Annotated in this window: 20 protein-coding genes; 6 read left to right on the top strand and 14 right to left on the bottom strand. The window is 74.1% G+C overall.

Features of this window, described 5'->3' with window-relative positions:
• Positions 1 to 238: 238 nt before the first annotated feature.
• The 10 genes from ACQEVS_RS29185 to ACQEVS_RS29230 form a co-directional block, all read right to left on the bottom strand.
• Positions 239 to 1,234 (bottom strand): trypsin-like serine peptidase, encoded by a 996-nt coding sequence (locus ACQEVS_RS29185; protein ID WP_433025342.1) that lies wholly within the window; start codon positions 1,232 to 1,234, stop codon positions 239 to 241.
• A gap of 455 nt (positions 1,235 to 1,689) precedes the next feature.
• Positions 1,690 to 3,543, bottom strand: coding sequence for a hydroxysqualene dehydroxylase (locus ACQEVS_RS29190; RefSeq protein ID WP_433025345.1), 1,854 nt, complete (start codon positions 3,541 to 3,543; stop codon positions 1,690 to 1,692).
• 433 nt (positions 3,544 to 3,976) lie between these two features.
• Positions 3,977 to 5,302, bottom strand: a complete 1,326-nt coding sequence (locus ACQEVS_RS29195; protein ID WP_433025348.1) for a hypothetical protein — start codon at positions 5,300 to 5,302, stop codon at positions 3,977 to 3,979.
• Positions 5,299 to 6,720: an FAD-dependent oxidoreductase gene (locus ACQEVS_RS29200; RefSeq protein ID WP_433025351.1), complete on the bottom strand. Its 1,422-nt coding sequence runs from the start codon at positions 6,718 to 6,720 to the stop codon at positions 5,299 to 5,301. The genes ACQEVS_RS29195 and ACQEVS_RS29200 overlap by 4 nt, the downstream gene beginning before the upstream one ends.
• A gap of 34 nt (positions 6,721 to 6,754) precedes the next feature.
• Entirely contained in the window at positions 6,755 to 7,669 is a 915-nt protein-coding gene (locus ACQEVS_RS29205; protein ID WP_433025354.1) for an SAM-dependent methyltransferase, read from the bottom strand.
• Positions 7,666 to 8,214, bottom strand: coding sequence for an EXPERA domain-containing protein (locus ACQEVS_RS29210; RefSeq protein WP_433025357.1), 549 nt, complete (start codon positions 8,212 to 8,214; stop codon positions 7,666 to 7,668). The genes ACQEVS_RS29205 and ACQEVS_RS29210 overlap by 4 nt, the downstream gene beginning before the upstream one ends.
• A gap of 20 nt (positions 8,215 to 8,234) precedes the next feature.
• The gene (locus ACQEVS_RS29215) at positions 8,235 to 9,770 is read right to left on the bottom strand and encodes an FAD-binding oxidoreductase (protein ID WP_433025360.1); all 1,536 of its coding nucleotides are present in this window, start codon (positions 9,768 to 9,770) and stop codon (positions 8,235 to 8,237) included.
• Positions 9,767 to 10,948: a Rieske 2Fe-2S domain-containing protein gene (locus ACQEVS_RS29220; RefSeq protein WP_433025363.1), complete on the bottom strand. Its 1,182-nt coding sequence runs from the start codon at positions 10,946 to 10,948 to the stop codon at positions 9,767 to 9,769. Before ACQEVS_RS29220 ends, ACQEVS_RS29215 begins: the two co-directional genes overlap by 4 nt.
• Positions 10,945 to 12,351 carry a cytochrome P450 gene (locus ACQEVS_RS29225; protein WP_433025366.1) on the bottom strand — a complete coding sequence of 469 codons (1,407 nt, stop codon included), beginning with the start codon at positions 12,349 to 12,351 and terminating at the stop codon, positions 10,945 to 10,947. Before ACQEVS_RS29225 ends, ACQEVS_RS29220 begins: the two co-directional genes overlap by 4 nt.
• The gene (locus tag ACQEVS_RS29230) at positions 12,348 to 13,397 is read right to left on the bottom strand and encodes an NAD-dependent epimerase/dehydratase family protein (protein WP_433025369.1); all 1,050 of its coding nucleotides are present in this window, start codon (positions 13,395 to 13,397) and stop codon (positions 12,348 to 12,350) included. Before ACQEVS_RS29230 ends, ACQEVS_RS29225 begins: the two co-directional genes overlap by 4 nt.
• A 399-nt stretch (positions 13,398 to 13,796) precedes the next feature.
• On the opposite strand from ACQEVS_RS29230, the gene ACQEVS_RS29235 reads away from it, so the two are divergent.
• Genes ACQEVS_RS29235 through ACQEVS_RS29245 form a run of 3 tightly spaced genes read left to right on the top strand, consistent with a single transcriptional unit; the run spans position 13,797 to position 17,488 of the window.
• Entirely contained in the window at positions 13,797 to 15,863 is a 2,067-nt protein-coding gene (locus ACQEVS_RS29235; RefSeq protein ID WP_433025372.1) for a hypothetical protein, read from the top strand.
• The gene (locus tag ACQEVS_RS29240) at positions 15,860 to 16,165 is read left to right on the top strand and encodes a cytochrome P450 (RefSeq protein WP_433025375.1); all 306 of its coding nucleotides are present in this window, start codon (positions 15,860 to 15,862) and stop codon (positions 16,163 to 16,165) included. The genes ACQEVS_RS29235 and ACQEVS_RS29240 overlap by 4 nt, the downstream gene beginning before the upstream one ends.
• Positions 16,166 to 16,171: 6 nt before the next feature.
• The gene (locus tag ACQEVS_RS29245; RefSeq protein WP_433025378.1) at positions 16,172 to 17,488 is read left to right on the top strand and encodes an FAD-dependent oxidoreductase; all 1,317 of its coding nucleotides are present in this window, start codon (positions 16,172 to 16,174) and stop codon (positions 17,486 to 17,488) included.
• Here the strand turns inward: ACQEVS_RS29245 and ACQEVS_RS29250 are convergent.
• Positions 17,482 to 18,675: a hypothetical protein gene (locus ACQEVS_RS29250; RefSeq protein ID WP_433025381.1), complete on the bottom strand. Its 1,194-nt coding sequence runs from the start codon at positions 18,673 to 18,675 to the stop codon at positions 17,482 to 17,484. The two genes, ACQEVS_RS29245 and ACQEVS_RS29250, sit on opposite strands and share 7 nt — an antisense overlap.
• A gap of 26 nt (positions 18,676 to 18,701) precedes the next feature.
• Between ACQEVS_RS29250 and ACQEVS_RS29255 the strand changes: the two genes are divergently transcribed.
• The 3 genes from ACQEVS_RS29255 to ACQEVS_RS29265 all read left to right on the top strand — a co-directional run bounded on the left by ACQEVS_RS29255 (position 18,702) and on the right by ACQEVS_RS29265 (position 22,970).
• Positions 18,702 to 20,849, top strand: a complete 2,148-nt coding sequence (locus ACQEVS_RS29255) for an MMPL family transporter (protein ID WP_433025384.1) — start codon at positions 18,702 to 18,704, stop codon at positions 20,847 to 20,849.
• Between the two features lie 171 nt (positions 20,850 to 21,020).
• On the top strand, positions 21,021 to 22,028 hold the full coding sequence (locus ACQEVS_RS29260; RefSeq protein WP_433025387.1) for an ArsR/SmtB family transcription factor: 1,008 nt from the start codon (positions 21,021 to 21,023) through the stop codon (positions 22,026 to 22,028).
• A gap of 192 nt (positions 22,029 to 22,220) precedes the next feature.
• Positions 22,221 to 22,970: a hypothetical protein gene (locus ACQEVS_RS29265; RefSeq protein WP_433025390.1), complete on the top strand. Its 750-nt coding sequence runs from the start codon at positions 22,221 to 22,223 to the stop codon at positions 22,968 to 22,970.
• A 113-nt stretch (positions 22,971 to 23,083) separates the two neighbouring features.
• On the opposite strand, the gene ACQEVS_RS29270 is transcribed toward ACQEVS_RS29265, so the two are convergent.
• The 3 genes from ACQEVS_RS29270 to ACQEVS_RS29280 all read right to left on the bottom strand — a co-directional run bounded on the left by ACQEVS_RS29270 (position 23,084) and on the right by ACQEVS_RS29280 (position 25,248).
• Positions 23,084 to 23,425, bottom strand: a complete 342-nt coding sequence (locus ACQEVS_RS29270) for a glycine-rich domain-containing protein (RefSeq protein WP_433025393.1) — start codon at positions 23,423 to 23,425, stop codon at positions 23,084 to 23,086.
• A 228-nt stretch (positions 23,426 to 23,653) separates the two neighbouring features.
• Complete coding sequence (locus ACQEVS_RS29275) at positions 23,654 to 23,857, bottom strand: DUF6255 family natural product biosynthesis protein (protein WP_433025396.1); 204 nt, start codon at positions 23,855 to 23,857, stop codon at positions 23,654 to 23,656.
• Between the two features lie 182 nt (positions 23,858 to 24,039).
• On the bottom strand, positions 24,040 to 25,248 hold the full coding sequence (locus ACQEVS_RS29280) for a helix-turn-helix domain-containing protein (protein WP_433025399.1): 1,209 nt from the start codon (positions 25,246 to 25,248) through the stop codon (positions 24,040 to 24,042).
• Between the last annotated feature and the right edge of the window lie 167 nt (positions 25,249 to 25,415).

Below are 25,415 nucleotides of genomic sequence, written 5' to 3' on the forward strand. Positions count from 1 at the left end.
ACCGGTCGCCCTCCAGGCAGGAGGCGATGTCGTTCCACAGGAAGGGGGCCTTCCAGCCGGGCTCCCCCTTCACCCGGCCGAGCACGGCCGCGACTGTCTTCTCGCGCGAGACGGCTTGCCGAAGCCACCCGAACGGCCAACGGGAGACGGCCCGTTGTGGCGGCGGCGCGCCCCACCGCGGTCCACTTACCGCTTACCGCGGCGCGGACGGCGCCGCCGCCTCCCCGGGCCGGCCGGCTCAGCTCGTCTGCGCCTGGTCGTACAGCGTCTTCGCGACGTCGCCGAAGTACGGCCCGAACATCGTGTTCGGCAGGAAGTTGTAGCCGAAGCTGTTCACCGACGCCTGCAGCCCGGTGCCGGTGGACTCGTCGAACGAGGTGAACCAGGGGCCGCCGCTCGAACCGCCGGTCATGTTGCAGGAGAGGCCGTGGTCCTTGGTGAGGAGGAAGTCCTTGGTGGTGTTCCCGCTGCAGTGGATGAGCTTGGTGCCGTCGTACGGCGAGGCGGCCGGGAAGCCGAAGGAGTACATGGGCTTGTTGTAGCCGCCGTTGAAGTCCAGGCCCTGGCCGCCGACCACGTCCGTCAGCCGCTTGCCGCCGAGCGGGCCGACGACGGCGGCGCCGATGTCGTTGTTCATGTCCTCGCTCGCCGTCCACTGCGGCGTGGAGAGCGTCTTCGTCGCCGCCCAGGTGCCGTAGGGGGCCTGGCCGTCGTGGTAGCCGGGGACGAACGTCCAGTTGGTGTGCCAGTTGCCCTGGTACTTCACGCAGTGTCCCGCGGTGATGACCGTGCTGCCGTTGCCGCTGGTGACCGCGTCGCCGGAGCAGGACGCCGTGCGGCCCTGCATGGTGAAGAACACCCGGCCCGACGTCTTGAGCACCGCGCCGCCGCCCGTCCAGGGGCCGCCCGCCTGCGGGAAGGAACGGACGCGGGCGGTCGCGTCGTGGGTGGTCGTGGGGGCGACGGTGGTGTGGCGGGCGCCGGCCGGGGCCGGGGCGGGCGGGGGCGCGGGGCGGTCGGTGGTGATGTCGAGCGGGGTGGCCGAGCGCATCCGCTCGGGCGTCCAGAAGGCGGCGGCCTGCTGCCGCGCCTCCGCCGTGGCGGCCGCGGTGTGCTCGGTGGCCGGCGGGGGCGCGGCGCCGGCGGCGCCGGTCCCGAGGCCGGGTACGGCCAGGGAACAGGCGGCCAGCAGGGCGCCCGTGGCGATGGCGGTCGTGCGGGGGTGTCGTCTCACGCGTACTCCCTCTGCCGTGGCCGGCGCGCGGTGCGCGGCGCGGCCGTGTGGGGGCCGGGCCGCGCCAAGTACGGCCCGGGCAGACGAGCGGTGCGACGTGCTGTGCCGAGGTGCTGTGCCGAGGTGCCGTGTCGATGAGCTGTACCGGAGTGCTGGGCCGACGAGCCGTTTCGACCAGCCGTTTCGACGTGTCGGGCTCGTCGTGTCGGTCCCGGTCCCGTCGTGTCGGTCCCGGTGTGTCGGTCCCGGTGTCGGTCCCGTCGTGCCGGTTTCGACGTACGTCCGGAGGAGCCCGGAGGAGATGCGTGCGGACAGCGTGCCACGAGCCCGCCTGAATTGACAGGGGCGCGTCAAGCTGGAACCGAGGGAGCTCGCGCACCCCCAAGCGAACATGCGTAGTCCCAAGCCGGCCAGATCGGTTCGAAGCGAACCCGCTCAGCCCGGAGGAAACCCGCTCACCCCAGATCGAACGCGTTCGGCAGCCCCAGCCGCAGCCGCACCTCGTCCCGCCACTTGGCCGCCTCCAGTTCCGGCGCCCGGTACAGCGGTGTGATCGCGCAGCGCCCCGCCGCCGAACCGTCCGCGTCCAGCAGCGCGTTGACCGCCGCCCGCGCCGACGCGTTGGCGCCCTCCATCGTCGCCAGGTCGATGTCCGTGGCCACGTAGTCGCCCGCGAGGAAGAAGTTCGGGATCGCCGTACGGGCCTCCGGGCGGTTGCCCCAGGTGCCCACGGGGTGGATGAGGAGCTGTTCGTCGTTGGAGGCGTCCGACCCCGGACCGCCGAGGCGGACCGCCGGGTCCAGGAACCAGGAGTGCAGCGCCGAGTCCCGCAGCACCGTCCGCCCGGTGTCGTTCAGGCTCGCCTTCAGCTGCGCCCACACCTCGCGCGCCACCTCCTCCCGGGTGCACTGCTTGGCCGTCCGCCCGTAGAGGATGCCGGGCTTGTCCCACTCCGAGACGTCGCAGGACAGGCAGTCGGCGACCGTGCCGTCCCCGTAGTCCCGGCGGACGTCCCGCCCGGCCCAGAACTGCGCCTGCGCCACGGAGGTGATCGACCACGGGGAGTCGATGTGGTTGATGTGGCCGTGGATCACCGGCGTCGGCTCGGTGAGGTAGAACTGGATGCCCGTCATCCAGTCCGTCCGGAGCGCGTCGCACCGCGCCAGCCGGGGGTCGGCCGCCCGGACCTCCGCGTTCCAGGTGGTACGGGCGTGCTCGACAGGGAGGGCGGAGACGAAGTGGTCGGCCGTGACGGTCTGGCGTGCGCCCTGTCCGCCGTTCTCCGCCAGCACCGCCTCCGTGATCCGCCCGCCGGAGAGCCGCAGGTCCCGTACCTCCCACCCTGTGCGGAACTCCACACCCAGGGACCTCAGATAGCTCACCCACGGGTCGATCCACGCCTCGTTGGTAGGGGCGTTGAGCAGCCGGTCGGGCGGGCCGTCCGCGCCCCGGCCGAGCAGGTTGAAGACGAACGCCTCGGCGCAGGTCGCCACCGTCTTGGCGCTTGCCACCTCGGCCTTGGTCGCGACGATGTTCCGGGTCAGGCCGATGCAGAGCAACCGCTGGTAGTCCGGCGACATGCGTGCCGCGCGTGTGAACTCCCACCACGGCGTACGCTCCCACTCCGTGTGCCGTCGGCGCTCGCAGCTCGTGAACCACACCAGCAACCGCCCCGCGAAATAGGCGATCTCGCGCGGCGGGACGCCGGTGAAGGTGTCCAGTAACGCGGTCAGCGCGCGTCGGAGTTCGTCCGGGGTGAGGACGGGCGGCGGGGTGCCGGGGTTGGCGAACGGGAGCCGGATGCCCTCCTTCCCCGTGCGGGCGATCAGCATCTCCCCGGGCGAGACGAGGTTGTCGTGGCAGCCGTTCCGGTTGCCGGGGAACGGGATGCGGCGCAGCGTGTCGGGCAGGTTGTGGTAGATCCCGGGGATGAAGCGGAAGCCGTGCTCCCCGGGCAGGGGTCTCCGCCCACCGCGCGCGCTGCCCGGTACGTCCATGCTGCGGGCCTTGCCGCCGAGCGCGTCCTTGCGCTCGTACACCGTCACCCGGTAGCCGCGCTCGGCGAGTTCGTGGGCGGCGGTGAGGCCGGCGACACCGCCGCCGAGCACGGCGACCGTCCTGCCTGCGGCCCCCCGGCGTCCGTCGCCGCGCCCGGCGGGCCCGGTCCGGGGCGACGCGGCCGCCGCCCCCGCCGTCCCGCCGAGCGCGGAGGCCGCGGCGGCGGCCGTGACCCCGCCGATGAACGTCCTGCGGGCGGTGCCTCCGCGCGCCACGCCCGCTTCCGTACCTTTCGCGTTCCGCTCGACCATGGGAATCACAGCCCCCTACCGCCGGTAACACGTCGTGTGGCGCAGGAGCATAAGGGCGTCCCACCCTTCCCGACCCCGACGGGACGCCAACCGCGCCCGGTCCGCGGCAGGATGGCCGGAACCCGGCGCAGGGATGGTGGGAAAGGCCCGCACGGCCGGCCCGCCCTGCCGCGCGCCTGCCGCCGCATGCCTACCGTCACCGCGCCGGCCGCCGCATGCTCACCGCCGCACGCCTACGGTCGCATGCTTACCGATGCGCGCCGGTCACCGCATGCTTACCGATACGCGCCGGTCGCCGCATGCTTACCGATACGCGCCGGTCGCCGCATGCCTACCGCCACGCCCCTGCCGCCGCACGCATACCGTCACACGTCCGCCGCCGCCCGCCTACCGCACCCGCCTGCCGCCGCACGCCTGCCGTCGCGCGCGTCCCTCAATAGACGTACGGGATCACCTTCCACCGCACCCGCCGGCAGTACTCCCGGTAGGCGTCCCCGTACTTCCGCAGGCAGCGCCGCTCGTCGCGGCCCGTGCGGTCGGCCAGCAGGACGGCCAGGTACGCCGGGTAGAAGCAGGGCAGCGCCCGCGCGCCGCAGGCCGGGGCCACCCAGCACAGGGCCAGCACCATTTCCGGCAGGTAGTGGAAGTGCCGGGACAGGCCCCACCAGCCCGAGCAGAGCAGCACCGTCGTGTGCTCGGTCCCGTCGCCCGTCACGTACCGCGCGGGCAGCGTCTTCGCCGGGCGGCCCCAGATCCTGGTCGCGCCGCCGGTGCGCCGTGCCCGCCCGCGCTGCTCGTCGGCCGAGTAGTTGACGGCGAGCGCGGCGAGGCCGACGGTCAGCAGCAGCGCGGTCTCCCACGGCGGCAGGCGGCGCGGGTGGGCGACCAGGTACAGGGTGCTGAGGGTGTAGACCCCCGGCAGCCACACGGTCACGCCCCAGCACAGGTAGTAGCCGAAGCGGTCGTGCATGACGTCGAGGGTCGCGAAGTAGCCGGTCTCCCAGCAGAAGAACTTCACGATGTACGCGAGTTGCAGCCCGACCGCCACCGCCATCGACGACGGGACGACGCCGTGGAAGCGCTCGTGCTGCGCGGCGGCGAATGACACCAGCAGCAGGCCCCAGGACATCATGCCGACGCGGCAGTTGAAGAGCTGCTTCAGGTCGGTCCCGCCGAGGGACGGGTGCAGTTCCGTCCCCCGGAAGAAGTCGAGGGCCGGGTGCCCCGTCGTCCCGTGGTCGGGACCGGAGGGCCGGCGCAGGCCCTTGGCGTACACGGCGGCCGACAGCGCCCAGGCCAGGACACAGGCGGTGGCCAGCAGTTCGCCGGAGCGGTCGTACAGCACACCGGCCGGGAACAGGCCGAGTCCCGCCGAGGCGCCGAGGTACGCGGCGTGCGTCACGGCCAGCGCGGCCGGCCCGTTCGCCCGGTAGACGGGACGCACGCCGGCCGGCGTCACCGGGCCGTGCCACCGGGGGCCCGGCAGGAGGCGCAGCAACGCGGCCTCGAACACGGTGAAGCCCGTGATGACGAGGGCCGCCCACGGGCTCGGGCGCGGCAGCGCGGACGCGAGCGCGGGCCACCGGGCCGGATCGGCGAGGGGCCGCAGCGCGCCGTCGAAGGCGACGACGAGCGTCCACAGGAGGAGCACGAGCGGCGGCGTGACCAGCAGCAGGACCAGCGGGCCCACCGTGCCGCGCAGCAGCCGGGACGGCCGGGCGCGCGGGGCGCCGGTCCGGTCCGGTGCGGGGACGGTCACGGGTGCCGCCGAGTGGCGCGGAAGCGGGGGCCGAGGCACATGCGGCCGTAGAAGCGGAACCACCGGGCGGCTTCCTCGTTCGCCGCGAACGGGTAGTCCGCGCCCAGCCGGTGGGCCACGGCCAGACCGGACAGGAAGGCGTGCTCCTGGCTGTTGAACGTGGTGTGGGCCCCGCAGTACCAGGTCCTCCGGCGGCCCTGGAGCAGGGGCAGCAGCGGGTGCAGCACCAGGGTGTGCCGTAGGTCGTGGACGATGTGCCGGAACCGGTGGCGGCCGACGACCTTCCCGGGGTCCGGCTGCCGGTGGGCGTTGTAGGTCACCAGGCAGGGGGAGGCGGCGCCGTCGCCCCAGGGCTGCTGGTTGTGCATGACGTACGTGATCTCGTAGTCGTCCGGCCGGCCGCCGCCGCGGTGGCGGACGAACGTGCTGCGGGTGCCGGCGACGTTCAGCCCGTCGCCTCCATCACCTCCGTCGCCCCTGTCGCCTCCCTCGCCCCCGTCGTCCGGCAGGAGCGAGGCGTCGGTGTGCGCCACGGCGTTCCCGTGGAGCCCGGACTCGTAGCGCACGGCCCCGAGCAGCCGGCGTTCCAGGGCGTCGGCCGGCCGGAGCAGCGCGAGCGCCTGGTCGGCGTTGCAGGCGAGGACGGCGTGGTCGAAGCGTTCGGTCACGCCGTGCGCGTCCCCCACCCGTACCCCGTCCGGCCGGCGGAACAGCGCGGTGACGGGGCGGCCGAGGTGGACGCGGCGGGCGAACCCTTCGGTGAGCCGGGCGTAGACGGCGCGGGTGCCGCCCTGCCAGGTGACCATCGGCGTGCTGTGCTCGATGTCGAAGAAGTCCAGGTAGCGGACGAACATCGAGGCCGGCATGGCGAAGACGCCGGAGGTGAGGACGAAGTTCACGAACAGCGGCTTGAGGATCTTGTAGCGGAACTCGGGGGAGACGCCCCACAGGTCGAGGGCCCGGCGCATGGTGACGTAGTTGAAGGGGTTGAGCGCCGCCGTGGCCCGCGAGGGCCGCTTGTTGAGGACGTTGAGACGGCCGACGGTGCGCAGCAGCCGCCGGAAGGCGGCGATGTCGCCGGCCAGCCTGCGCCGCAGCGGTGTGTCCAGGTCGTGGGCGTAGACGTCGTCGCCGTAGTGCACGGCGTAGCTGAAGCGGGTGCGTACGGTCTCGATGCCGAGCAGGCTCAGGAGTTCGACGTAGTTCTGGTAGACGGAGGGGATGAAGGCGGTGACGGAGACGTCCGCGGGGACCGTACCGCCGTCCTTGCGCGGGAAGTCCGCGGTCCTGGCGTTGCCGCCGAGGACGGGGGCGGCCTCGTAGACCTCGATGTCGTAGCGCTCGGGGTGCCGGCTGAGCGCCCAGGCGGCGCCCAGGCCGGCCACGCCGGCGCCTACGATCGCGATCCGCTGCCGCACCGCGTGCCCCCTTCGTCTCGTCTTCGCCGTCGTTTCACACCGCCGGTCCCTCCGGTTCGCGTCCCTCCGGTTTGCGTGCCTCCCAGAACTCGATGAGGAAGGCCCCTTCCCGGGCGGCCCGTGTCAGTGCGCGCGCGCCGTGCGCCATGAACGTCCTGACCGGGGAGTCGCCGAGCTGTTCGCCCAGGTCGGCGAGTTGGTCGAGGTGGTCCCAGGTGGGGGAGAGGTCACCGGTCGCCTCGGGGTCGCCCACGACGACATCGGTGAGGCCGGCGCACCGCAGCTGCTCGGCGAGCCGGGCGGGCGTGGCGAGCTGCGGGAGCGCGTAGTAGCGGCAGAGGGGCTCGATGAGGCGCCGGACGTCCTCGGCGGACAGCCCGTCGGCGGCGAGCCACTCGTAACCGATCGACAGTCCGCCGGGCTTGAGGACCCGGGCGATCTCGGCGTGGGCGCGGCCCTTGTCGGCCGTGTGGCAGATGGCTTCGAAGGCGTAGACGACGTCGAACGAGGCGTCGTCGAAGGGCATGCGCACGGCGTCGCCCTCGACGAACGCGGTGCGGTCCCGGAGCCCCAGGTCGGTGGCCCGCCGGCGGGCGTGCTCGGTCCGGCCCGGGTGGAGGTCCAGGCCGGTCACATGGGCGCCGGAGTAGGCGGCGATGGTGAGCGCCGGGCCGCCCACCCCGCTGCCGACGTCGAGGGCCCTCATGCCGGGGCGCAGGCCCGCGCGGTCGGCGAGGTACCGCTCGCCCTCGGCCAGGATGTCGGTGGGGGAGGCGCCGGGCCTGGCCGGCGCGAAGTGCTGGGAGGGGCCCCAGCCTTCCATGTAGAAGTCGGTGACCAGGTCGTAGTACGACGTCACGAGGTCGAGGCAGTGCTCGCCGCGGGGGCCGTCGTCCTCCGCGGCCAGCCGCAGGTAGCGTGCGAACGTCGCCTCGGTCGTTTCGGTCATGGCCGGATCTCCCTTTCCCTCGCGAGCCGGACGAGGGCCCCGAACGAGGCCACCGCCATCCAGAAGCCGCCCACGAGCCAGGGGAGGTTCGGGGCGTAGAAGACGACGTAGTTCCGCAACCGGTGTTCCGGCATGTCGGGGTACCCGGCGACGTGGGCGTGCCAGGAGTAGATGACGACCGAGCCGGCCAGGTACGAGCCGATGCCCAGCTGGAGGGGGTGGCGCCAGGGCCGCCGGCGCAGGATGGCGTGGGCGAGCGCGCAGTTGAGCGCCTGGACGACGAAGACGTTGATGGTCTCCAGGGCCAGGGGCAGATGGACGTCGCCCTGACCGGCGTACGTGCGGTCGGCGGATCCGTAGAACCGGAAGCCGCGTGCGATCACGTCGTGCCGTTCGCCGATGTCCCGGAAGTGGAGGACGAAGTAGAGCTCCAGGGAGAACGCCATGACGACGCTGAAGGCGAGGAAGCCCAGCACGAGGCGGTCGCCCGGCGCAGGTGCGGGCCGTCGCGCCGGCCTGGTCGGTGGGTCCGCGAGCAAGGGCACGGTCGTCGTCCCTCCCGGTGTCAGTGGCAGCTGACCTTGTCGTAGATGTCGGGGAAGGCCCCGTCCGCCCCGTACTTGGCGCGCGCGGCGCGGTAGGCCCGGCCGTCGAACATGGTCCAGAACTCGTCGCGGCTCAGCCGCGAGTCGACGTAGGGCACCTGGAAGCCGCCGTGGCCCAGCAGCCACGCCTCGAACGCCCGGGTGGCCTTCGGGGAGTCCCAGGGCAGGCCGCGCCGGACCGGCTCCGGTGTCTCGAAGACGACGGCGACGTCGACGTAGCGGCCGTCCGCGGTGCGCGGGCCCACCAGGCCCGCCGGCTCGGTGCGGCGCAGCGTCGCCGGGCACAGCCACATGCGGTCCGCCCGGAACGTCTCGCGGTACTTCTCGATCGCCTCCGGCAGCGTCCGCAGCGGCACGAGGGCCTCCTGCGTCACCGTGCTCCGCTGGTACAGGCGGCGGATCCCCGGGGTCTCGGTGCGCTTGAGGAACGCGGCCTTGGGCGGCATGAGCCAGCCCAGCGCGTACCGGAACAGCGGGTGGTTGCCGCTCGGGACGAGCATCTCGGCCGCCCAGAAGATGCCGCGGCTGTGCCGGAACCAGTAGTCCCGCAGCGGCACGTACTCGGCGTTGCGTGCCAGGGACAGCCGGCCGCGCGCCCGGGCGTGCTCGTGGAACCAGGGCTTGTACCACCGCCCCATCCGGTTGACGGCGCCGTCGCCGCGCGGGCGGTCGGCGAAGGTCCCGGTGACCACCAGGCTCTCGGCCGGTGAGAAGTGAAAGCCCTCCACGAAGTCGGGCGGGTCGGCGCCGAAGGCGTACGTCGCCAGGCACTCGGCGAGCGCGGCCGCGCTGTCGAGCCGGTGGTAGGAGAGGCGGACCCAGGGGGCGGCGGGGACCATCCGCAGCCGCACGGAGGTCAGCAGCCCCAGCGTGCCGCGGCTCCACGGCAGGGCGTGGAAGAGGTCCGCGTTCCGGGTGCGGTCCGCCACCACCACCTCGCCGCCGGCCAGGAGGACCTCGCAGGACTCGACGTTGTCCGTGAACAGGCCGTGGCGGTGGGAGGACGTCTCGATGCCGTAGCCCATGACGAGGCCGCCGACGGTGAGGTCCTCCAGCTCCGGCAGGACGGGCAGCGTCCAGCCGCGCGGCAGCGCGGCCGCCAGACGGCCCATGGTGACCGCGGGGCCGACGGTGACCGTCCCGCGGTCCGTGTCCACCCGCAGGACGTCGTCGAGCCGGGCCGGGACCAGGAACGCCCCCTCCTTGTAGTCCGCCTCGCGCGAGGGCGCGATCGACCGCCACCGCGGGCGGGCCGTGCAGATCGGCCCGCCGCCCCGCCGTTCGCGCTCGCGGACCAGGGCCCGCATCCGGGCGACCCGCCGCCCGTGCCGCCGCACCGCGCCCGCCCGCCGGCGGAGCAGCCGGGCGGACAGCGCTTCGGCCACGGCGTACGCCTTGGACAGCGGCAACAGGACCGGGACGACGTACAGCCACCGGTGCTCGGCCAGCCACCGGGCGGAACGGGGGATGTCGCGGACGACGGGCGCCTCGCTCATGGACCTGCCTTCCTGCCGGGCGGAGGGACGACGCGCCCGTCGGCGAGGGCGATCCCCGAGGGGCGGGGACGGGCTCGGTCACGGGCGAGGAACTCCTCCCACTTGCGGATGGTGAGGTCCTGGAAGAGGCCCACCGCGGGATTGAGTTCGACGATCGGCGCGGCGAAGTGCGTCTCGTAGCCGAGCTGTTCCGCCTCGACGGCCACGCCGTCCTCGCGCAGCAGCGGCTTGACGACGAGCGCGCCGGCCGCGCGCATGAAGGCCGGCAGCAGGGCGCGGGGCACCTTCCACCGGGTGCCGGGGATCCTCAGCGCGTCGAAGTAGAAGAGGAAGAACACCCGGCTGGTGCGCCGGTCCATCGGCAGCACGAAGCACCAGTGCTTGATCGACCCCCCGGTGTCGGAGCGCTGGTAGGGGTAGTCGAAGGCGAGGTCGATGGAGGTGGTGTCGACCCGGCGCCGGTCCACGAAGCGGGAGGAGAGGCGCCCGCCGCCCACGACCGTCTCGTACGACAGCTCCACCCGGTCCCCGACGTGCTCGTGACGGGTGAGCCTGGCGTCCCAGAAGGGGCGGTAGCGGCGGTGCAGATAGCTGTGGGTGAAGTCGCTGACGTTGTCGATGATCATCGAATGGTGGGCCTGCCAGGTGTACGAGGCGTCCAGCCGGGCCCACGGCCGGCTCCCCTCCAGCTCCGGGATGCCGGGGACGGAACGCACGGAGGCCAGGGCGGGGTCGCCCGGGAAGACCCAGACCAGCCCGTGCCGGGCCGTCACGGGGTAGGAGCCCACCCTGACCTCCGGCCGGGCGCGGCCGAACAGGTCGTGGGCGTAGTGCACGACGTTGCCGTCGCCGTCGTAGGTCCAGCCGTGGTACGTGCACGTCAGGTGGCAGCCGTCGACCTCACCGCCGGACAGCCTCAGCTGCCGGTGCGCGCAGCGGTCCTCCAGCGCGTGCAGGCTGCCGTCCGTCCCGCGGTAGACCACGATCGGGTGGCCCCAGAACCGGGTGGCCAGGGTCCGGCCGCGGGGCAGTTCGCCCTCGTACGCGACGGCGTACCAGTAGTCGGGGTCCATGCCGGCCGCCCGCACCCTGGCGCGCTTGCCGCGGGCCTCGGCGAACGACGGGGGCCCGCACGGCACCGGACGGGCGGGCGCGCCGCGCCGGGCGTCGCCGGTCACGACGGCCCCGCGGAGCGCTTGCGGTACCGGACGGTGCAGGGAGCCGCCGGGGCGGGGACGAAGGTCGAGTAGTCGGGGGCGTGGACGTCCTGGGCGGGCCACAGGTCCAGCTCGCGCAGCAGGACGCTCCACACCGTCTTGACCTGGAGGTAGGCGAAGGCGAGCCCGATGCAGCGGTGCCTGCCCCCGCCGAAGCCGATGAGGGCGTGGGGACGACGGTGCTCGGCGCGCCCTTCCGCGTAGCGGGAGGGGTCGAAGCGGTCGGGGTCGCGGAACACCTCGGGCATGCGGTGCGCCACCGCCGGGGAGATCATCACCAGTGACCCGGCCGGTACGCGGCGGCCCTGGATCACCGTGTCGCGCAGGGCCTTGCGCATGAGGAGGATCAGGGGCGGGTGCAGGCGCTCGGCTTCGCGTACGCACTGCTCCAGGAGCTCGGCACGGCGCAGGATCCGGGTGTCGAGCGGGCTGCCCGGCGGCCACAGCCCCGCCTGTTCGGCGCGCAGCAGCGGCACGTACTCGGGGTGGCGCGTGAGCAGGACGCCGGTCCAGGCGGCGAGGACGGCGCTCGTGTGCTGGCCTGCGAAGATCAGACCGGTGAGGATGCCCGTCACGATGCGGTCGGGCAGCGGCCGGCCGTCCTCCGTGCGGGCCGAGAGCAGCACGGCGAGCAGGTCCCCCTCGGGCGGGGACGCGGCGGGCCCGGCCTCCGGGCGCCGCGCGCGGCGTTCCGCGATGACCTCCCCCATGGCCCCGGTGATGGCCTCGCGGGCGCGGTCGCGGCGGCGGAAGGCGGGGAGGGGGACCCTGGGGCTGAGCATGCCGGCGAGCCGAATGCCGCTCTCCAACTCGTGGTACAGCCGGGGCAGTTCCGGGCCCATGCGGCGGTGGAACTCCTCGCCGACGAGGCAGCGCGTGGCGATGGCCACCGTCGTCCGGTTCAGCTCGTCGAGCAGGTCGAGTTCGCCCTCCGGCGGCAGGCCGGCCAGCCGTGTCCGTACCTCCGCCTCCATGACGCGGGCGTACGCGTCGAGGTTGCGGGAGCCGAGGGCCGCCCGGACGGGGGCGATCTGCGCGTCCATCTCCTCCGGCGACGCGGCGTCGTACCCGATGCCGCGGCCGAAGACCGGTGCCATGAAGCGGTACGCCTCACGCGCGCTCAGGACCGACTCGTCGGCCTCGAACACCTCGGCGTGCGCCTCGGGCCCGCAGACGAAGACCACGTCCTGGCCCAGCAGCGGGAAGGCGAAGGCGTCGCCGACCCGCTCCCGTGCCGCGCGCAGCAGGGCGACGGGATCGCGGCGGAACGCCGGCAGCGGCCCCAGCCACGGCAGGTGACGGCCCGGCAGGCGGGGCACGGGGACGCCGCTCCGGCTGCCCGTCCCGGAGGTCCCGGCCGTCATCGCGGCCCCGGCTCCGCGACCCGGCCGGGCCGCCCGGCGTACGGCCTCGCCCCGCGCCGCTCCACGAGCCCGCGGTCCACGAAGCAGCGGTACGCCTGCTCGACGGCGGTGGCGATGCCGGTGGGCCGGTACCCCAGGACCTCCCGGGCGAGGGAGCAGTCCGCCCGCCGCTCCGAGCGCAGGAAGCGGACGGCGGCGGGGGTGAAACGCGCCTCCCGGTGCGGCGCCAGCACCGCCCGCGGCCCCTCGGCGAGCCGGGCCAGCGCCTCCATGAGGGGCGCGGGCAGCCGCAGGGGCGGCTTGCGGCGCCCGGTGACCCGCGCGTAGAGGTCCATCATCTGGTCGACCGTGCGGAACCCGGTGGACAGCAGGTACTTGTGCCCCGGCACACCGCGCTCCATGGCCAGCAGATGGCCCTGGACGATGTCCTGTGCGGAGACGAACTCGAAACCGCCGGGGAGGCAGGCGCGCAGCCGTCCGTGCGCGAAGTCGAGCAGCGCGCGCCCCATCCGGGACGGGACGTAGTCGTGCGGGCCGACGATCGCCGTCGACACCGCGACCACCACCTCCAGCCCCTGGGCCGCCGCCTTGCAGCACTCGTGCTCGACCAGCACCTTGCTGCGCGTGTACGGGGTGTGGGCGCCGAAAGGGTAGTGCAGGTCGCGCTCGGTGGCGGGCCGGCCCGGCTCCCAGCCCGTGGCGCTGAACGAACCGGTCACCACGATCCGTCGCACGCCGCACCGCCGTGCCGCGTCCAGGACGTTGCGCGTGCCCAGCACGTTCACCGCGTGGACGCCGCGGTGCCCGCGAGCCGTCGTCGAGACGCGCGCGGCGCAGTGGTGGACGCTCTCGCAGCCGTCGACGGCGGCCGCGACCGCCGCCGGGTCGCGCACGTCGCCGACCACCCGGCGGACGGGGAGCCCGGCCAGCGCTTCGACGACCGTCTCCCGGGGGCGTACGAGCGCCCTCACCTCGTGCCCGTCGGCGAGCAGACGCCGCACCAGGTTCGCCCCGAGATGGCCACTCGCGCCGGTCACAAGAATCACGGATCTCCCCCCGCCGATTTCTCACCGATTGCAGGGCCGCCGAAAAGGACATGGCGGCGGGCAGTGCGCGCGGGTGATGCAAGGGAAAGCTGCCCGGTTCACCGGAGGGAAACCTCGCGCGTCGGGTCGCGCGGAAACCCGGACGCGGCGCGCGGAATCACCTGCGCTCCCCTCCCGGCCCGGTCCCGGACGGCCGGAGCCGGGCGGCGACCAGCGGCGGCCAACGACGGCCAACGGTACGGAAAAGCGGGAAGGCGACCCATACTGTAGGACCATCGGATTTCCGGCTCCATGGCGAGTCCCCGTTTTTCCTCCCTCCCCGGATTGCCGATCAGAATCCGCAGGCAGAATTCCTCGTAGCCGCTCGACTCCCCGCGGATCCGAAAGGGATGACGGCCCATGGCGACGCCCGGCACCGTCACCGGCGGCCCGGCGGCTTTTCCGCCGGCGCCCGGCGCGCACCGCGCCTACGAGGCCGCCCGCGCGCGCCTGCTCGCCCTCCAGGGGCAGGACGGCGCGTGGGAGGGCGAGATGGAGTGGAGCACCGTGATCCTCTCCCAGTACGTCATCGTCCTGCACATCCTGGAACGCCCGCCGGACGAGACGGAACGGCGGTCGATCCTCCGGTGCTACCGCACGACCCGTACGCCTGACGGGGGTTGGGGCATGCACCCGCAGGCGCCGCCCTCGGCGTACGCCACGACGCTCGCCTACGTGGCCCTCCGCCTGCTCGGCACGGAACCCGACGATCCGCTCGCCGCCGCCGCACGGCAGTGGCTCCACGGGCAGCCGGGCGGCGTCCGCGCCGTCCCCCGGTGGGGGTTCTTCTGGCTCGCGCTCCTCGGCCTGGCGCCCTACCGGCACGTGGCGCCGATGCCGCCGGAGATGATGCTCCTCCCCAGGTGGGCGCCCCTGCACCCCGAACGGCTGCTGGGCTGGACCAGAATGCTCTACCAGGCCATGTCCTACCTGTACGGAGCGAGATTCCGCGCCGAACCGGGCCCGCTCACCCACGCGTTGCGCCGCGAGCTGTTCGCCGGCCCGGGGGCCGTGGGCGGCGGCCCGGCGGCGCCCGCCGGCCGGAGCCCGGACGTCCACGTCACCGGCGGCCGCGCGCTGCGCGTGGCGCAGCGGTGCCTGCGCGGGTGGGAGCGGGTGCACGGCCGCCGGCTGCGCCGCCTCGCGCTGGAGCGCTGTCACCGTGCCGTCGTCGACGAGCAGCACGCCTCGCCGCACCACGGCCTGTCCTCGGTGAACGCCCTGGTGGAGTGCCTGGTGCTGTTCGCGAGGGACCGGCACCACCCGTTGCTGGACGACGCCGTCGCCCGGCTGCGCTACTGGTGCTGGGAGGACGACGACCGCGGTCTGCGCGTGTGCGGGGACCGGTCCACCGTGTGGGACACCTCCTTCGCCGTGCAAGCGCTTTCGGCGGGGGACGCGCACCGGGCGGCGGACCCGGCCGTCGGCCGGGCCCACGCCTTCCTGCGCGCGGCGCAGATCACCACGTACACCGGACGCGTACCACCCCTGCGCACCGTCCGCCACGGCTGGGCGTTCTCCGACGGCCACAGCGGCTGGCCCGTCGGCGACTGCACGGCCGAGGCCGTGCACGCCCTGCTGCGGGCGGAGGAGGCCAACGGCCCCGGCGGCCGCGGGATTCCGGCGGCCGACCGCCTCGACCGGCACGCCCTGCACGGCGCGCTGGACGCCATGCTGGACCGGCAGAACCCCGACGGCGGCTTCGGCACCCTCGACCGCAGGCGCACCGGGACGTGGCCGGAGGCGCTCAACCCGACGGAGATGTTCGCCGGTTGCATGGTCGACACGTCCTCCGTCGAATGCACCGGATCGGTCCTCACGGCACTGAGCCGCATGCGGCCGCTGCTGGCACCGGAGGCCCGGCGCCGTGCCGGAAGGGCGACGGCACGGGGCGTCGCCTACCTCCGCGCCCGCCAGCACCCCGACGGGTCCTTCAGCGGAACCTGGGGCATCAACCGCACCTACGCCGCCTTCCACGCCGCCCGCGGGCTGCGCGCCGCGGGCGTCCCGGCCGACGACCCGGTGCCGGCCGCGCTGGGCCGGTGGCTGGCGGAGACCCGCCTCCCGGACGGCGGTTGGGGCGAGGACTGGCGGAGCTGCCTCGAAGACCGCTACCTCCCGCTGGAGCGCGGCCTGCCCGAGATGACCGCCTGGGCGGTCCTCGCCGGCCTCGACACGCTCGGCCCCCGGCACCCGGCCGTCGAGGACGGCGTCCGCTGGCTGTGCGCCCACCAGCGGGCGGACGGCTCCTGGCCCGGCGGCCACGTCAACGGCGTCTTCTTCGCCACGATGATGCTCGTCTACCGCCTCTACCCGGTGTACTTCCCGGCCCTGGCCCTCGGCCGCTACCTGCGGGCCGTCGGGCCACCCGCCTCCGCCGGCCCGGTCGCGCCCGCGGGGGTCGCGGACCCCGGAGGGGCGGCATGACCACCCGACTGCCCTCCCACCGCGTGCCGGAGGCGTTCCGCGATCCGGACGTCTTCGACCCCGACCTCCCGGGCCGCGTGGAGCACTGTTCCTCGCCCTGTGCCCCGATCGGTTTCGGCGGAGGCCGGCACCCCTGCCCGGGGCCGGCCTCCGCCCAGCAGAGGATCAAGGGCATCCGGAGCGTCCTCCGGCGCGCCTTCGACCTCGGACTCGCCTCCCCGCGGATCCGCGAGGACCGCGCCACCGTGACGCACCCGCCCCGGCAGCCCCGCGCCGTCCGCCACCGCCGCGGGAAACGCTGAGCGCCGATGAGGCCGCCACCCGACGTCGCCGTCATCGGCGCGGGCCCGGCCGGCTGTGTCGCGGCGCTCGCGCACGCCCGCGCCGGCCACCGCGTCCTGCTCCTGGAGGCGTCGCACCGGCCGCCCACCCGGCTGGCCGGCGAGTGGCTCCACCCGGGCGGCGTCGCGGTGCTGCGCGGACTCGGGGCCGTGGCGCCCACGTTCCCGTTCCTCCCCGCCCTGGGCTTCGTCCTGCACCCGGAGGACGGCAGCCCGCCGATCGCGCTGGCCTGCCCGCGCGGCGACCGGGCCGCCACCGTACGGCACCGCGAACTCGTCGCCGCCCTCCGGGCCGCCGCCGCGGACCATCCCGCCGTCACCCTCGCCCTCGGCGCGCGCGTCACCTCCGTCCGGCACTCCACCGTCACCTACACACGGGACGGCGGCCCCGAACGGCAGGCCCGCGTATGGCGCGTGGTCGGCGGCGACGGGCAGTCCTCCGTCGTACGGCGTACGCTCCGCCCCGCCGCGCCGGCCACGACCGTCTCCCGCACGGCCGGCGTGCTGCTGCGCGGCCTCGCGCTCCCCGCGGAGGGGTACGGTCACGTCTTCGTGGGCGGCCCCGGCCCCGTCCTGGCCTACCGGCTGGACGACGACACCGTCCGGGTGACCGTCGACGTCCCCCTGCCGCGCCCGCGCGCCGCGGACCTTCCGGACACCGTGCGGCGCCGCTACGTCCCGTTCCTCCCCGCCGCCCTGGCCGGGCCGCTGTGCGCGGCCCTGGAGGGCAACGGCGTGCAGTGGGCCGCCAACCGGGTGCGGCCGCGCGCCTTCCACGGCCGGGGGCCCTACGGCCTGGTCGGCGACGCGGTCGGCACCTGCCACCCGCTCACCGCCTCGGGGCTGACGATCGGCCTGCGCGACGCCGAGTGCCTGGCCCGCGCCGAGGACGTCGCCGCCCACGGCCGGCGCCGCCGGGCCGCCGTCCGGGCCCACGAACACCTCGCCGTCGCCCTGCACCGGATGTTCTGCGGCCGCGACCGGCCCACCACCGGCCTGCGCCGCGGCATGTACGCCGTCATGCGTGCCGACGCCGCCGAACGCGAGCGCATGATGCGACTGTTGTGCGCCGAGGACCTGGGTCCCCTTCCGCTGGCGGGCGCCGTCCTGCACGTCGCCGGGCACGCGCTGCGGGACGAGTTCCCGGCGCGCCGGTGCCGTACGACGCCGTGGCGCGCGTCCGTGCGGATGTGCGGGGACTACCTCGGCTGGCTGCGCTGGATGTGCCGCCCCCGGGGAGCGGGCCGGGCGGGTGAGGGAACGGCGGTCCGCGGGCGTCAGTAGACGAAGGGGAACATCCGGAACGGCGCGCGGCGGCAGTACTCGTCCCACAGCGGCCCGTACTTGGCGCGGCAGCGGCGGTCGTCGCGGTGCGCCCGGTGGACGAAGAGGACCAGCAGGAAGAGGGGGAGCAGGTACGGCAGGACGGACGCCGTGCCGCACAGCAGGGTCCAGGCGAGGTACACCAGCAGCTCGCCGGTGTAGTTGAGCTTCCTGCCGATGCCCCAGAACCCCGAGACCAGGAGCCTGCCGTCCAGCGTCTCCGCCGGGCGGCCCCAGACGGTGACCGTTCCGCCGCTCCTGAAGCGGTGCTTCTGGCCGTTCGCCCCGCGGAAGAGCCAGAAGCCGAAGACGAACACCGCGCAGCACACCGCGCCCTGCCACGGGGGAAGGGGGGTCCGGACGTCGACGAGCACGCGTCCGGCGATGCCGTAGAAGAACGGCACGAGCACGTAGTCGCCCCACACCAGCCCCCACCCGAAGCGCTCGGCGACGAGGTCCCAGGTGTGGATCATGCCGCCCTCGAACTGGAAGTAGTTGGCCAGGTAGACGAAGAAGAAGATCTGGTAGAGCAGCATCCGGCCGCTCAACGATCCCTGCTCCGCCACCTGGGCCGCGGCGGCCGAAGCGTTGAAAACGAAGAGCCCGATGAGGGAAGGCCGGTAGGAGAAGAACTTCAGGTCGACACCCGCCCATTCGGGGTTGAGCTCGACGCCGCGGAAGTAGTCCGCGACACCGCGCCGCCACCCGGACGCGCGGGACGCCTCCGGCGCGCGGCGCCGGCCGGAGCGGAACAGCAGGAAGGCCAGCGCGAAGGCGAACACATTGGCGACGACGAGGAGTTCGGCCCAGTGCCGGTGCGGCCAGACGAGCACGCGCGGTGCCAGGAATCGGCAACTCACAACGGCGCACACGCTCAGCGTGAAAAGCCGGCCACCATTGAGACGATAGGTCCGCCGCTCACCCGTGCCGTCCGTCACCGCTGCCGGTACCGACCGCCCGGGAATCCACCGGGAACCCGCGAACAGGACCAGGACGAAGGCCGGCAAGGCGAGAGCGGCCATGGACGCGACTCTTTTCTGTGGTGGGCCACGGACTACCCGGCGGGGGTGCGGGAAAACCGCCACCGCGGGCCGTTCCACCGAAAGCGGTACGTTCCGACTCGACTCACCGGTTTTCGGGTAGCCCATGGGCGCGGCTCAGGGGGGATGCGTCCGTGTGGCGACGGCAGGGTGTCCAGGGGAGAACGACGGCCCGGAGGGGCCGCCGCCTTCTCTGGGCGGCCGTCCGGTGGCGGCCCTGGCTCACCGCCCGCCTGACACTGCTCGTCTGCGTCATCGGCACCGTGGCCCTGGGCCTGTTCGGCGTGGGCGGCCTGGACCGGCTCACCAACTTCGACGCGGAGCCGTCCGGTTCCCCGGCCGTCCGGGACGCCGTGGCGCTCCGGGAGCGCTACGGCTTCTCCACACCCGACCTGGTGCTCCTGCTGCGCGCCACGTCGGACGTCCGCTCGCCGGAGGCAGCGGCGGCGGGCCGCGCGGTGGAGGAGGACCTCCGGCGGTCACCGGGCGTCGGGACCGTCACCTCGTATCAAGGCGCCGCCGATCCCGCCCTGGTCTCCCGGGACGGGCACTCCGCGCTCGTCACCGCCGACCTGGCCGGCGACGCGTCGCGCCGGGCCGAGACCGCGGAACGGACCGTCGCCGCCCTCGGCGGACACCGCGGGCCGGTGACGATCACGCCCACCGGAACGGCGTGGACCACCGCCGAGACCCTGGAGGACAACCGGGCCGACCTGCTCAGGGCCGAGCTGGTCTCCGCGCCGGCCTGCGCCCTCGTCCTCCTCCTCGTCTTCCGCTCCCTCGTCGCGGCGCTGCTGCCGGTCGTCGGCGCGCTGACCGCCACAGCGGGCTCCCTGGCCTTCCTGCGGATACTGGCCTCCTTCACGGCCGTCTCCGCGTACGCCTCGAACATCGCCGCGGCCCTGGGCCTCGGCCTGGCCGTGGACTACGGGATCCTGGTCGTCTTCCGCTTCCGCGAGGAGACGGCGGCCGGCGCGACCGCGCGGGAGGCCGTCGACCGCTGCGTCCGCAGGGCGGGCCGCGCGGTGGTCGCCTCGGCGGCCATCGTGCTGGCGTCCGTCTCCGCGCTGCTGGTCTTCCCCTTCGTGTTCCTGCGCTCGGCCGCCTGGGCCGCCATGGCGGTGGTGGTGTTCTCGGCGGCCGCTGCCGTGATCACCGTCCCGGCCCTGCTGGCCCTCCTCGGGACGCGCCTCGACCGGTTCGACCCGTTCGCCCGCCTCCGCGGCCCCGCCGCCCCCGACGGGGGAAGCCCGGCCTGGCACCGCGTGGCCGTGGCCGTCACCCGGCGGCCCGCCGTGGCGGCCCTCGCCGCCACCGGCGTACTCGCCGTGCTGTCCCTGCCCGCGTGGCACGTCGCCCTCGGGCCGGCCACCGTCGACAATCTTCCGCGCGACAGCCGGGCCCGCACGGCCGCCGTGCTCATCCGCCGGGACTTCCCCTCGGCACCGGACCGGGAACTGGCCGTCGGGCTGCCGAAGGGCACGCCCCGCACGGAGGCGGAGGCCCGCGCCCGCGCCGTGTCGGCGCTGCCGCAGACGGCCGCCGTCCGCGACCTCACCGGCCGGTACCGCGGGCCGGTGCTGACCGTCACGTCGCGCTTCCCCTCCGGCACCGGGGAATCGGCGTCGCTCGTACGGCGGTTGCGCGCCCTGCCCGCCCACGGACACGTCCTGGTCGCCGGGGAGGCGGCCGAGGCGGTGGACTCCCGGGCGGCCGTCCACCGGGCCCTGCCCGGGTGCTGCGCCCTGGCGGCGGCCGCGACGTTCGCGCTCCTGGCGCTGTTCACCCGCAGCCTGCTGGTGCCGCTCAAGGCCGTGGCCGTGGCGGTCGCGAGCCTGGGCGCCACCCTGGGCTGCCTGGTGTACGTGTTCCAGGACGGGCACCTGCGGAACGTCCTGGGCGGCTTCCACGCCCCCGGGTACCTCTTCGACAACACGACCGTCTTCCTCCTGGCGACCGCCTACGCGCTGTCGGTGGACTACGAGGTGTTCATCGTCGCCCGCGTCAGGGAGGAGTTCCTGGTCTCCGGGGACAACACCGCGGCCGTCGTCACCGGGATGCGGCGGACGGGCCGGCTGGTCACGGCGGCCTCCCTCGTCTTCGCCCTCGCCATGGCGGGCCCCGCCGCCTCCGGCGTCACCTCGCTCAAGATGACCGGAACGGGACTGGCGCTGGCGGTCCTCGTGGACGCCGTGGTGGTGCGGGGGGTGCTGGTGCCCGGCCTGATGACGCTGGCCGGCAGGGCCAACTGGTGGCTGCCGGGCGCGCGGAGACGGCGCTGAGCCGACCGAACGCGCGGGGGGACGAGCCCGTACGCCCCCCCAGTCCACGACAGGATGGCCGGAACCCACCGTCGGGGTGATTGAAAGGCCCCTCCGGCCGCCGGGACCATGGAGGGTGACCGGTGAGGACGGGCGGCGGGAGCCCGGGGAGCCGGGCGGGAGGCAAGGTCCGTGGCACTGCGTATCCATTTCGGCAGCGACGACGTCGTCCGCACCCGGCTGGCGCAGACGCCCGACCCGATGTGGGAGGTGCTGCTGAGCCTGCACATGCTCCAGACCACCGACGGGCCGCTGGTGTTCGACCGGTGGCGCCGCGAGGTCCGGGGCCGGCTCGACCCGGGCGCCCGCCGCCTGCTGGCGCTGGCCCCGCCGCGCGGCTACTCGCCCGACTTCCTCACGCCGGCGGCCGGCGGCGGCGGCCTCGACCTGGGCGTCAGCGCCCTGATGTCCACCCCGCGCGGCCGGCTCCGCGACGACCTCACCCAGTTCGCCGTCTCCCAGGGGCACACCGCGTCCTGGATGCGCGGACTCGCCGAGGGTGACCTCGACGCGCTCAAGGGCCTCGGCGAGGCCGTCCGCTCGTACTACCGGGTGGCCCTCGCACCCCACTGGTCCCGCGTACGTGCGGAGGTCACTGCCGACATCGCCGCCCGCCGCCGGATGACGCGCACCGTCGCCGACCTGCCGTCCGGCGCCTTCGACCACCTGCTGCGCACCCTCCACCCCACCCTGGAGTGGTCCCCGCCGGTCCTGATCATGCACGGCCCGCACGTCGAGGGAGACCTGCACCTCGACGGACGCGGGCTGCTCCTGCTCCCGTCCTTCTTCTGCTGGCGCAAACCCACCGTGCTGCGCAACCACGACCTGCCGCCCGTCGTCGTCTACCCGATCGAGCACAGCCCGTCCCAACTCCTCACCGGACGCGAGGCGTCCGGGCGCGGACAGGCGCTCGTCGCCCTGCTCGGGCGGACCCGGGCGACCCTGCTGGAGGCCGTCGCCGACGGCGGCACCACCACCGAACTGGCCCGCACCGCCGACATCGCCGCCGCCACCGCCAGCCACCACGTGTCCGTCCTCCGCGAGGCGGGCCTGCTGGTCACCCGCCGGGTGGGCGGCGCCGCCCACCACACCCTGACCCCGCTCGGCGCCCAGCTCCTCAACGGCCGCCGGGTGGCGTGACGTCGCCTGAACTTCGTACGACGTTGGTGTGCCCATGGCGACCGGCTGACCTGGCGGTTTAGACCCCCTTCGAATGCGGTGGCCGGTCCGTCCGCCCTGCCGGAAACTGGTCACCAGGGGGATGCGGGGGAGAGACGGGGGACCCGACGTGACAGGACGTGAGCCGTTCGACACCGGAGGGGCGTGCGCACGATGAGTGGGACACGCACCGACGGTCCGCGGGTGCCGACGGGGGTGAGCGCGGGAGTCGTCGTGTACGACCGCGACTCGGGCACCTGCGCCGAACGGCTCGACCCGGACGCGCGGTTCCGGTCGGCGTCAGTGGTGAAGCTGCTGATCGCGCTCGACCATCTGTGGGACCGCGGCCCGGCCGACGCCCTGCCGCCGGAGGACCGCTCCCGGCTGGACGCGATGCTCGCGCGCAGCGACGACGACGCGGCCGGCCACTTCTGGGAGCGGAACGGGGGAACCGGCGTGATCACACGCATGGTCTCCCGTCTCGGACTCACGCACACCGCCGGACCACCGGCCGGATACCCCGGCCACTGGGGATATTCGGCCATCACGGCGGCCGACACCGTCCGCGTCTACCGCTACCTGCTGGACGCGGCGCCGCCGCCCGTCCGCACGGCCGTGCTGGGGCCGTTGCGGCGGGCGACCCGGCTCGGCGCCGACGGATTCGACCAGTCCTTCGGCATACCGACGGCCTTCCCCCGCCCGTGGGCCGTGAAGCAGGGCTGGTCCGGCTACCCGCCGGCCGACCCGGGACGAGGCGAGGTCGAGGGGGTGGACCTCGGCCGTCCCGCCCTGCACACCACGGGGCTGGTGGGCCCGGACGACCGCTGGATCGTCGCCGTCCTCACCCTGCACCCGGCCGGCACGCCCTCCGCGGCGGCGGGGGAGACGGTGACGGGGATCGTGCGGTCGCTGGGGGTGCGCTGAGCGGCTCCCACCGGCCGGCGCCTGCTCCGCCACGACGCGAACCCGCCACCGCGCCCGGCCACCCCGGTCGGCCCCCGCGCGACGGCGGCCGGCCGGGGGCCACTCCTCTCGCTTCAGCTCTGTTCCTCGCGACGGTCACCACCCGAGTGCTGGCATCTCGCCGCCAGGTTCCGAGCGAGTCCGTGCTCAGGACTGCCCCACAGCTCCGAGTCCACGGGAAATCCCGCCGCCTCGATCAGGGCGGTGGTGCGTCCGAGGACCTCCGGGGTGTAGCGGCCGACGTCCGGGTGTTCCGGTGCGTGGTGGACGAACGTTCCCAACTCCGCGCAGAGATCGCGGTAGGCGCGGGTATGGAGGATCAGCGCGTGCCAGCCTTCGTCCACGATCCGGGACGGCACGATGGACCGTTCGGGGAACCGCGCCGCCGTGACGACGAACTTGAGGGCCTCGTCCACGATGCGACCGCACGTCTTGTGCGAGATATCCGGGTTGTTGTCCGCGACAGTGGCGCGAACGCTGTGGAACGCGGCGCCGAGAAGGGTCCGGACGTCGGGTACCGATTCCGCTCCGGAAAGGGGCGTGGGAAACGCGGGTGGGGTCATGATGCTCCTCTTCGACTGCGCGAGAGTGCGGTTTCGGGCGAGGGAACGGTGCCGGCCGTCTCGCTCGCCAAGGGGTTGCGTTCAGGCGGGGAGTCGGTGCCGAAAGCGCATGACGCCCTGAACGATGGTCACCGGACCATGTGGTTCCGGTCCGAAATCAGGGGGTTCGACCGCCGGGCCGAGTGCCGTGTAGTCCTCGATACGACGGACCCCGCAGCCGTCGCAGGTCAGCACACCCCCGTTGGTCGTCCAACCGTCCGCCGGGTGCCGGCACGGGACCCTCATGGGCGGGGTGGTGCGCCGCGGTTCGCCGTGTGCGGGGTCCGTGCGTCGCTGTCGGGCATGGGGCTCCTGTCGGTCGGCGACTGTGCGACAACCACCGTCCGGCACCGTGCCGTTGCAGCCCAGGGACAGCGTGGGCGAGCCGGCGAGCCCGCTGGGACGCGGTGTCCTACTCGGCCTCGGGGCTATCCCTCGACCTGCAAACGGATGGCCAGGTCCCTGATCGGGGAACCGCGCCGGAGCTCGCGTTCCCGCAGTTCGGCGACGAGGTGCCGGGCCGTGGCGTGGTACCGCATCCACTCGGGCGCCGTGCGCTCGGCGGCGAGCAGGGCCCTCGTCGCCGCGGCGTCCTGGCGCATCTCGGCGTGGGCCAGGGCACGGTCCACACAGTGCCGGGCGAGCCAGGTCGGCGGGAGGCCGGACAGATGGGGGATGCGTTGCGCGTGCCGGAGGGCTGTGTCCGGTTTTCCCAGGTCGACGTAGGCGTTCACCGTCGCCACTCCGGCATTCGTCGGCCCGAAGGGCGTGGCGTAGTCGAGCCGGTCCCTCCCGATCCGGGCGGCAGCGGCGGCGGCCAGGGAGAGCAAGTCCTCGGCGGTGTCGGCACGTTCACCCCGGATCGCGGCGCTGGCGCCGCGCAGCAGCAGGATTCCCCACAGGGAAAGGTCCACGGGCTCCGATCGGAACCCGGGCTCGATACGTTCCGCCGTCCGCACGGCCACCTGCTCGGCGTCCGCCACGCGCCCCTGCTTGGAGAAGATCCAGGACAGCGTGGAGATGCCGATGATCTCCAGCCGGGGGTCGTCGGACTGCCGTGCGGCAGCCATGGACCGCTCAAGTGCCGTATAGGCGGCGTCCTCCTTGCCGAATGCCGTCAGTGTCGTGGCGGCGACCTGGTACGCCTCGGCGAGCACGGCGTAGGAGGCCGCGCGGTCCTCCCCGGTGTACGCGCGGACGGCGGCACGCGCGTCCGCCAGTAGCGTCGGCAACAGTGCCGTGATCTTCGTGAGCTCGCCCAGGCGCCGGATCCGTTCGGTGCTTCGGATACCGTCCTTGAGCTGGTTCACTGTCGGCGGCTCCGCGTCCTCGGAGTCGCTGCCGAGCCCCGGGAACTCCTGCACTGGAGTCACTGATTGGCGGAGGGCCAGGAGGCTGGCGGGCTCGGACCCGTCGGAGGGCTCCAGGACTGTCGGCGCGCCCAGGAGGGCGGAGGTCTCGACGTCCAGCGCCCGCGCGAGTTTGTGGAGCGTGGCCATGCGGGCTGTCAGCCGCTGGTTCTGCTCCAGTTTCCGTACTGTGTCCGCACTGAGCAACGCGGCTTCCGCGAGGGCTTCCTGAGTCAGCCCCCGCCTTGCCCGCAGCTCCCGCAGCCGGTCACCGAGTGTCGTCGTCATGCTCCAACCCGTCCGAAGAGCGGCGCTTCAACGACCACTACGGTACGCCGACGGCGGGGCCCATACCGACGCGTGCCGGTCCCTCCGGGACCCGCCGTCGCGGGAACGCCGGTCCGGCGAACCGGCACTGTCGCACACTGAGAAGTGCGCGCGCATTCTCACCACAC

Origin of the sequence: Streptomyces sp. CA-181903, assembly GCF_050937075.1 — a bacterium.
Lineage (GTDB): Bacteria > Actinomycetota > Actinomycetes > Streptomycetales > Streptomycetaceae > Streptomyces.

Coding starts and splice junctions, on each gene's coding strand:
- ACQEVS_RS29205 (WP_433025354.1), bottom strand. CDS start 7,669: ATGACCGAAACGACCGAGGCGACGTTCGCACGCTACCTGCGGCTGGCC.
- ACQEVS_RS29190 (WP_433025345.1), bottom strand. CDS start 3,543: ATGGTCGAGCGGAACGCGAAAGGTACGGAAGCGGGCGTGGCGCGCGGA.
- ACQEVS_RS29215 (WP_433025360.1), bottom strand. CDS start 9,770: ATGAGCGAGGCGCCCGTCGTCCGCGACATCCCCCGTTCCGCCCGGTGG.
- ACQEVS_RS29265 (WP_433025390.1), top strand. CDS start 22,221: ATGAGTGGGACACGCACCGACGGTCCGCGGGTGCCGACGGGGGTGAGC.
- ACQEVS_RS29245 (WP_433025378.1), top strand. CDS start 16,172: ATGAGGCCGCCACCCGACGTCGCCGTCATCGGCGCGGGCCCGGCCGGC.
- ACQEVS_RS29280 (WP_433025399.1), bottom strand. CDS start 25,248: ATGACGACGACACTCGGTGACCGGCTGCGGGAGCTGCGGGCAAGGCGG.
- ACQEVS_RS29225 (WP_433025366.1), bottom strand. CDS start 12,351: ATGACGGCCGGGACCTCCGGGACGGGCAGCCGGAGCGGCGTCCCCGTG.
- ACQEVS_RS29235 (WP_433025372.1), top strand. CDS start 13,797: ATGGCGACGCCCGGCACCGTCACCGGCGGCCCGGCGGCTTTTCCGCCG.
- ACQEVS_RS29275 (WP_433025396.1), bottom strand. CDS start 23,857: ATGAGGGTCCCGTGCCGGCACCCGGCGGACGGTTGGACGACCAACGGG.
- ACQEVS_RS29250 (WP_433025381.1), bottom strand. CDS start 18,675: ATGGGCTACCCGAAAACCGGTGAGTCGAGTCGGAACGTACCGCTTTCG.
- ACQEVS_RS29240 (WP_433025375.1), top strand. CDS start 15,860: ATGACCACCCGACTGCCCTCCCACCGCGTGCCGGAGGCGTTCCGCGAT.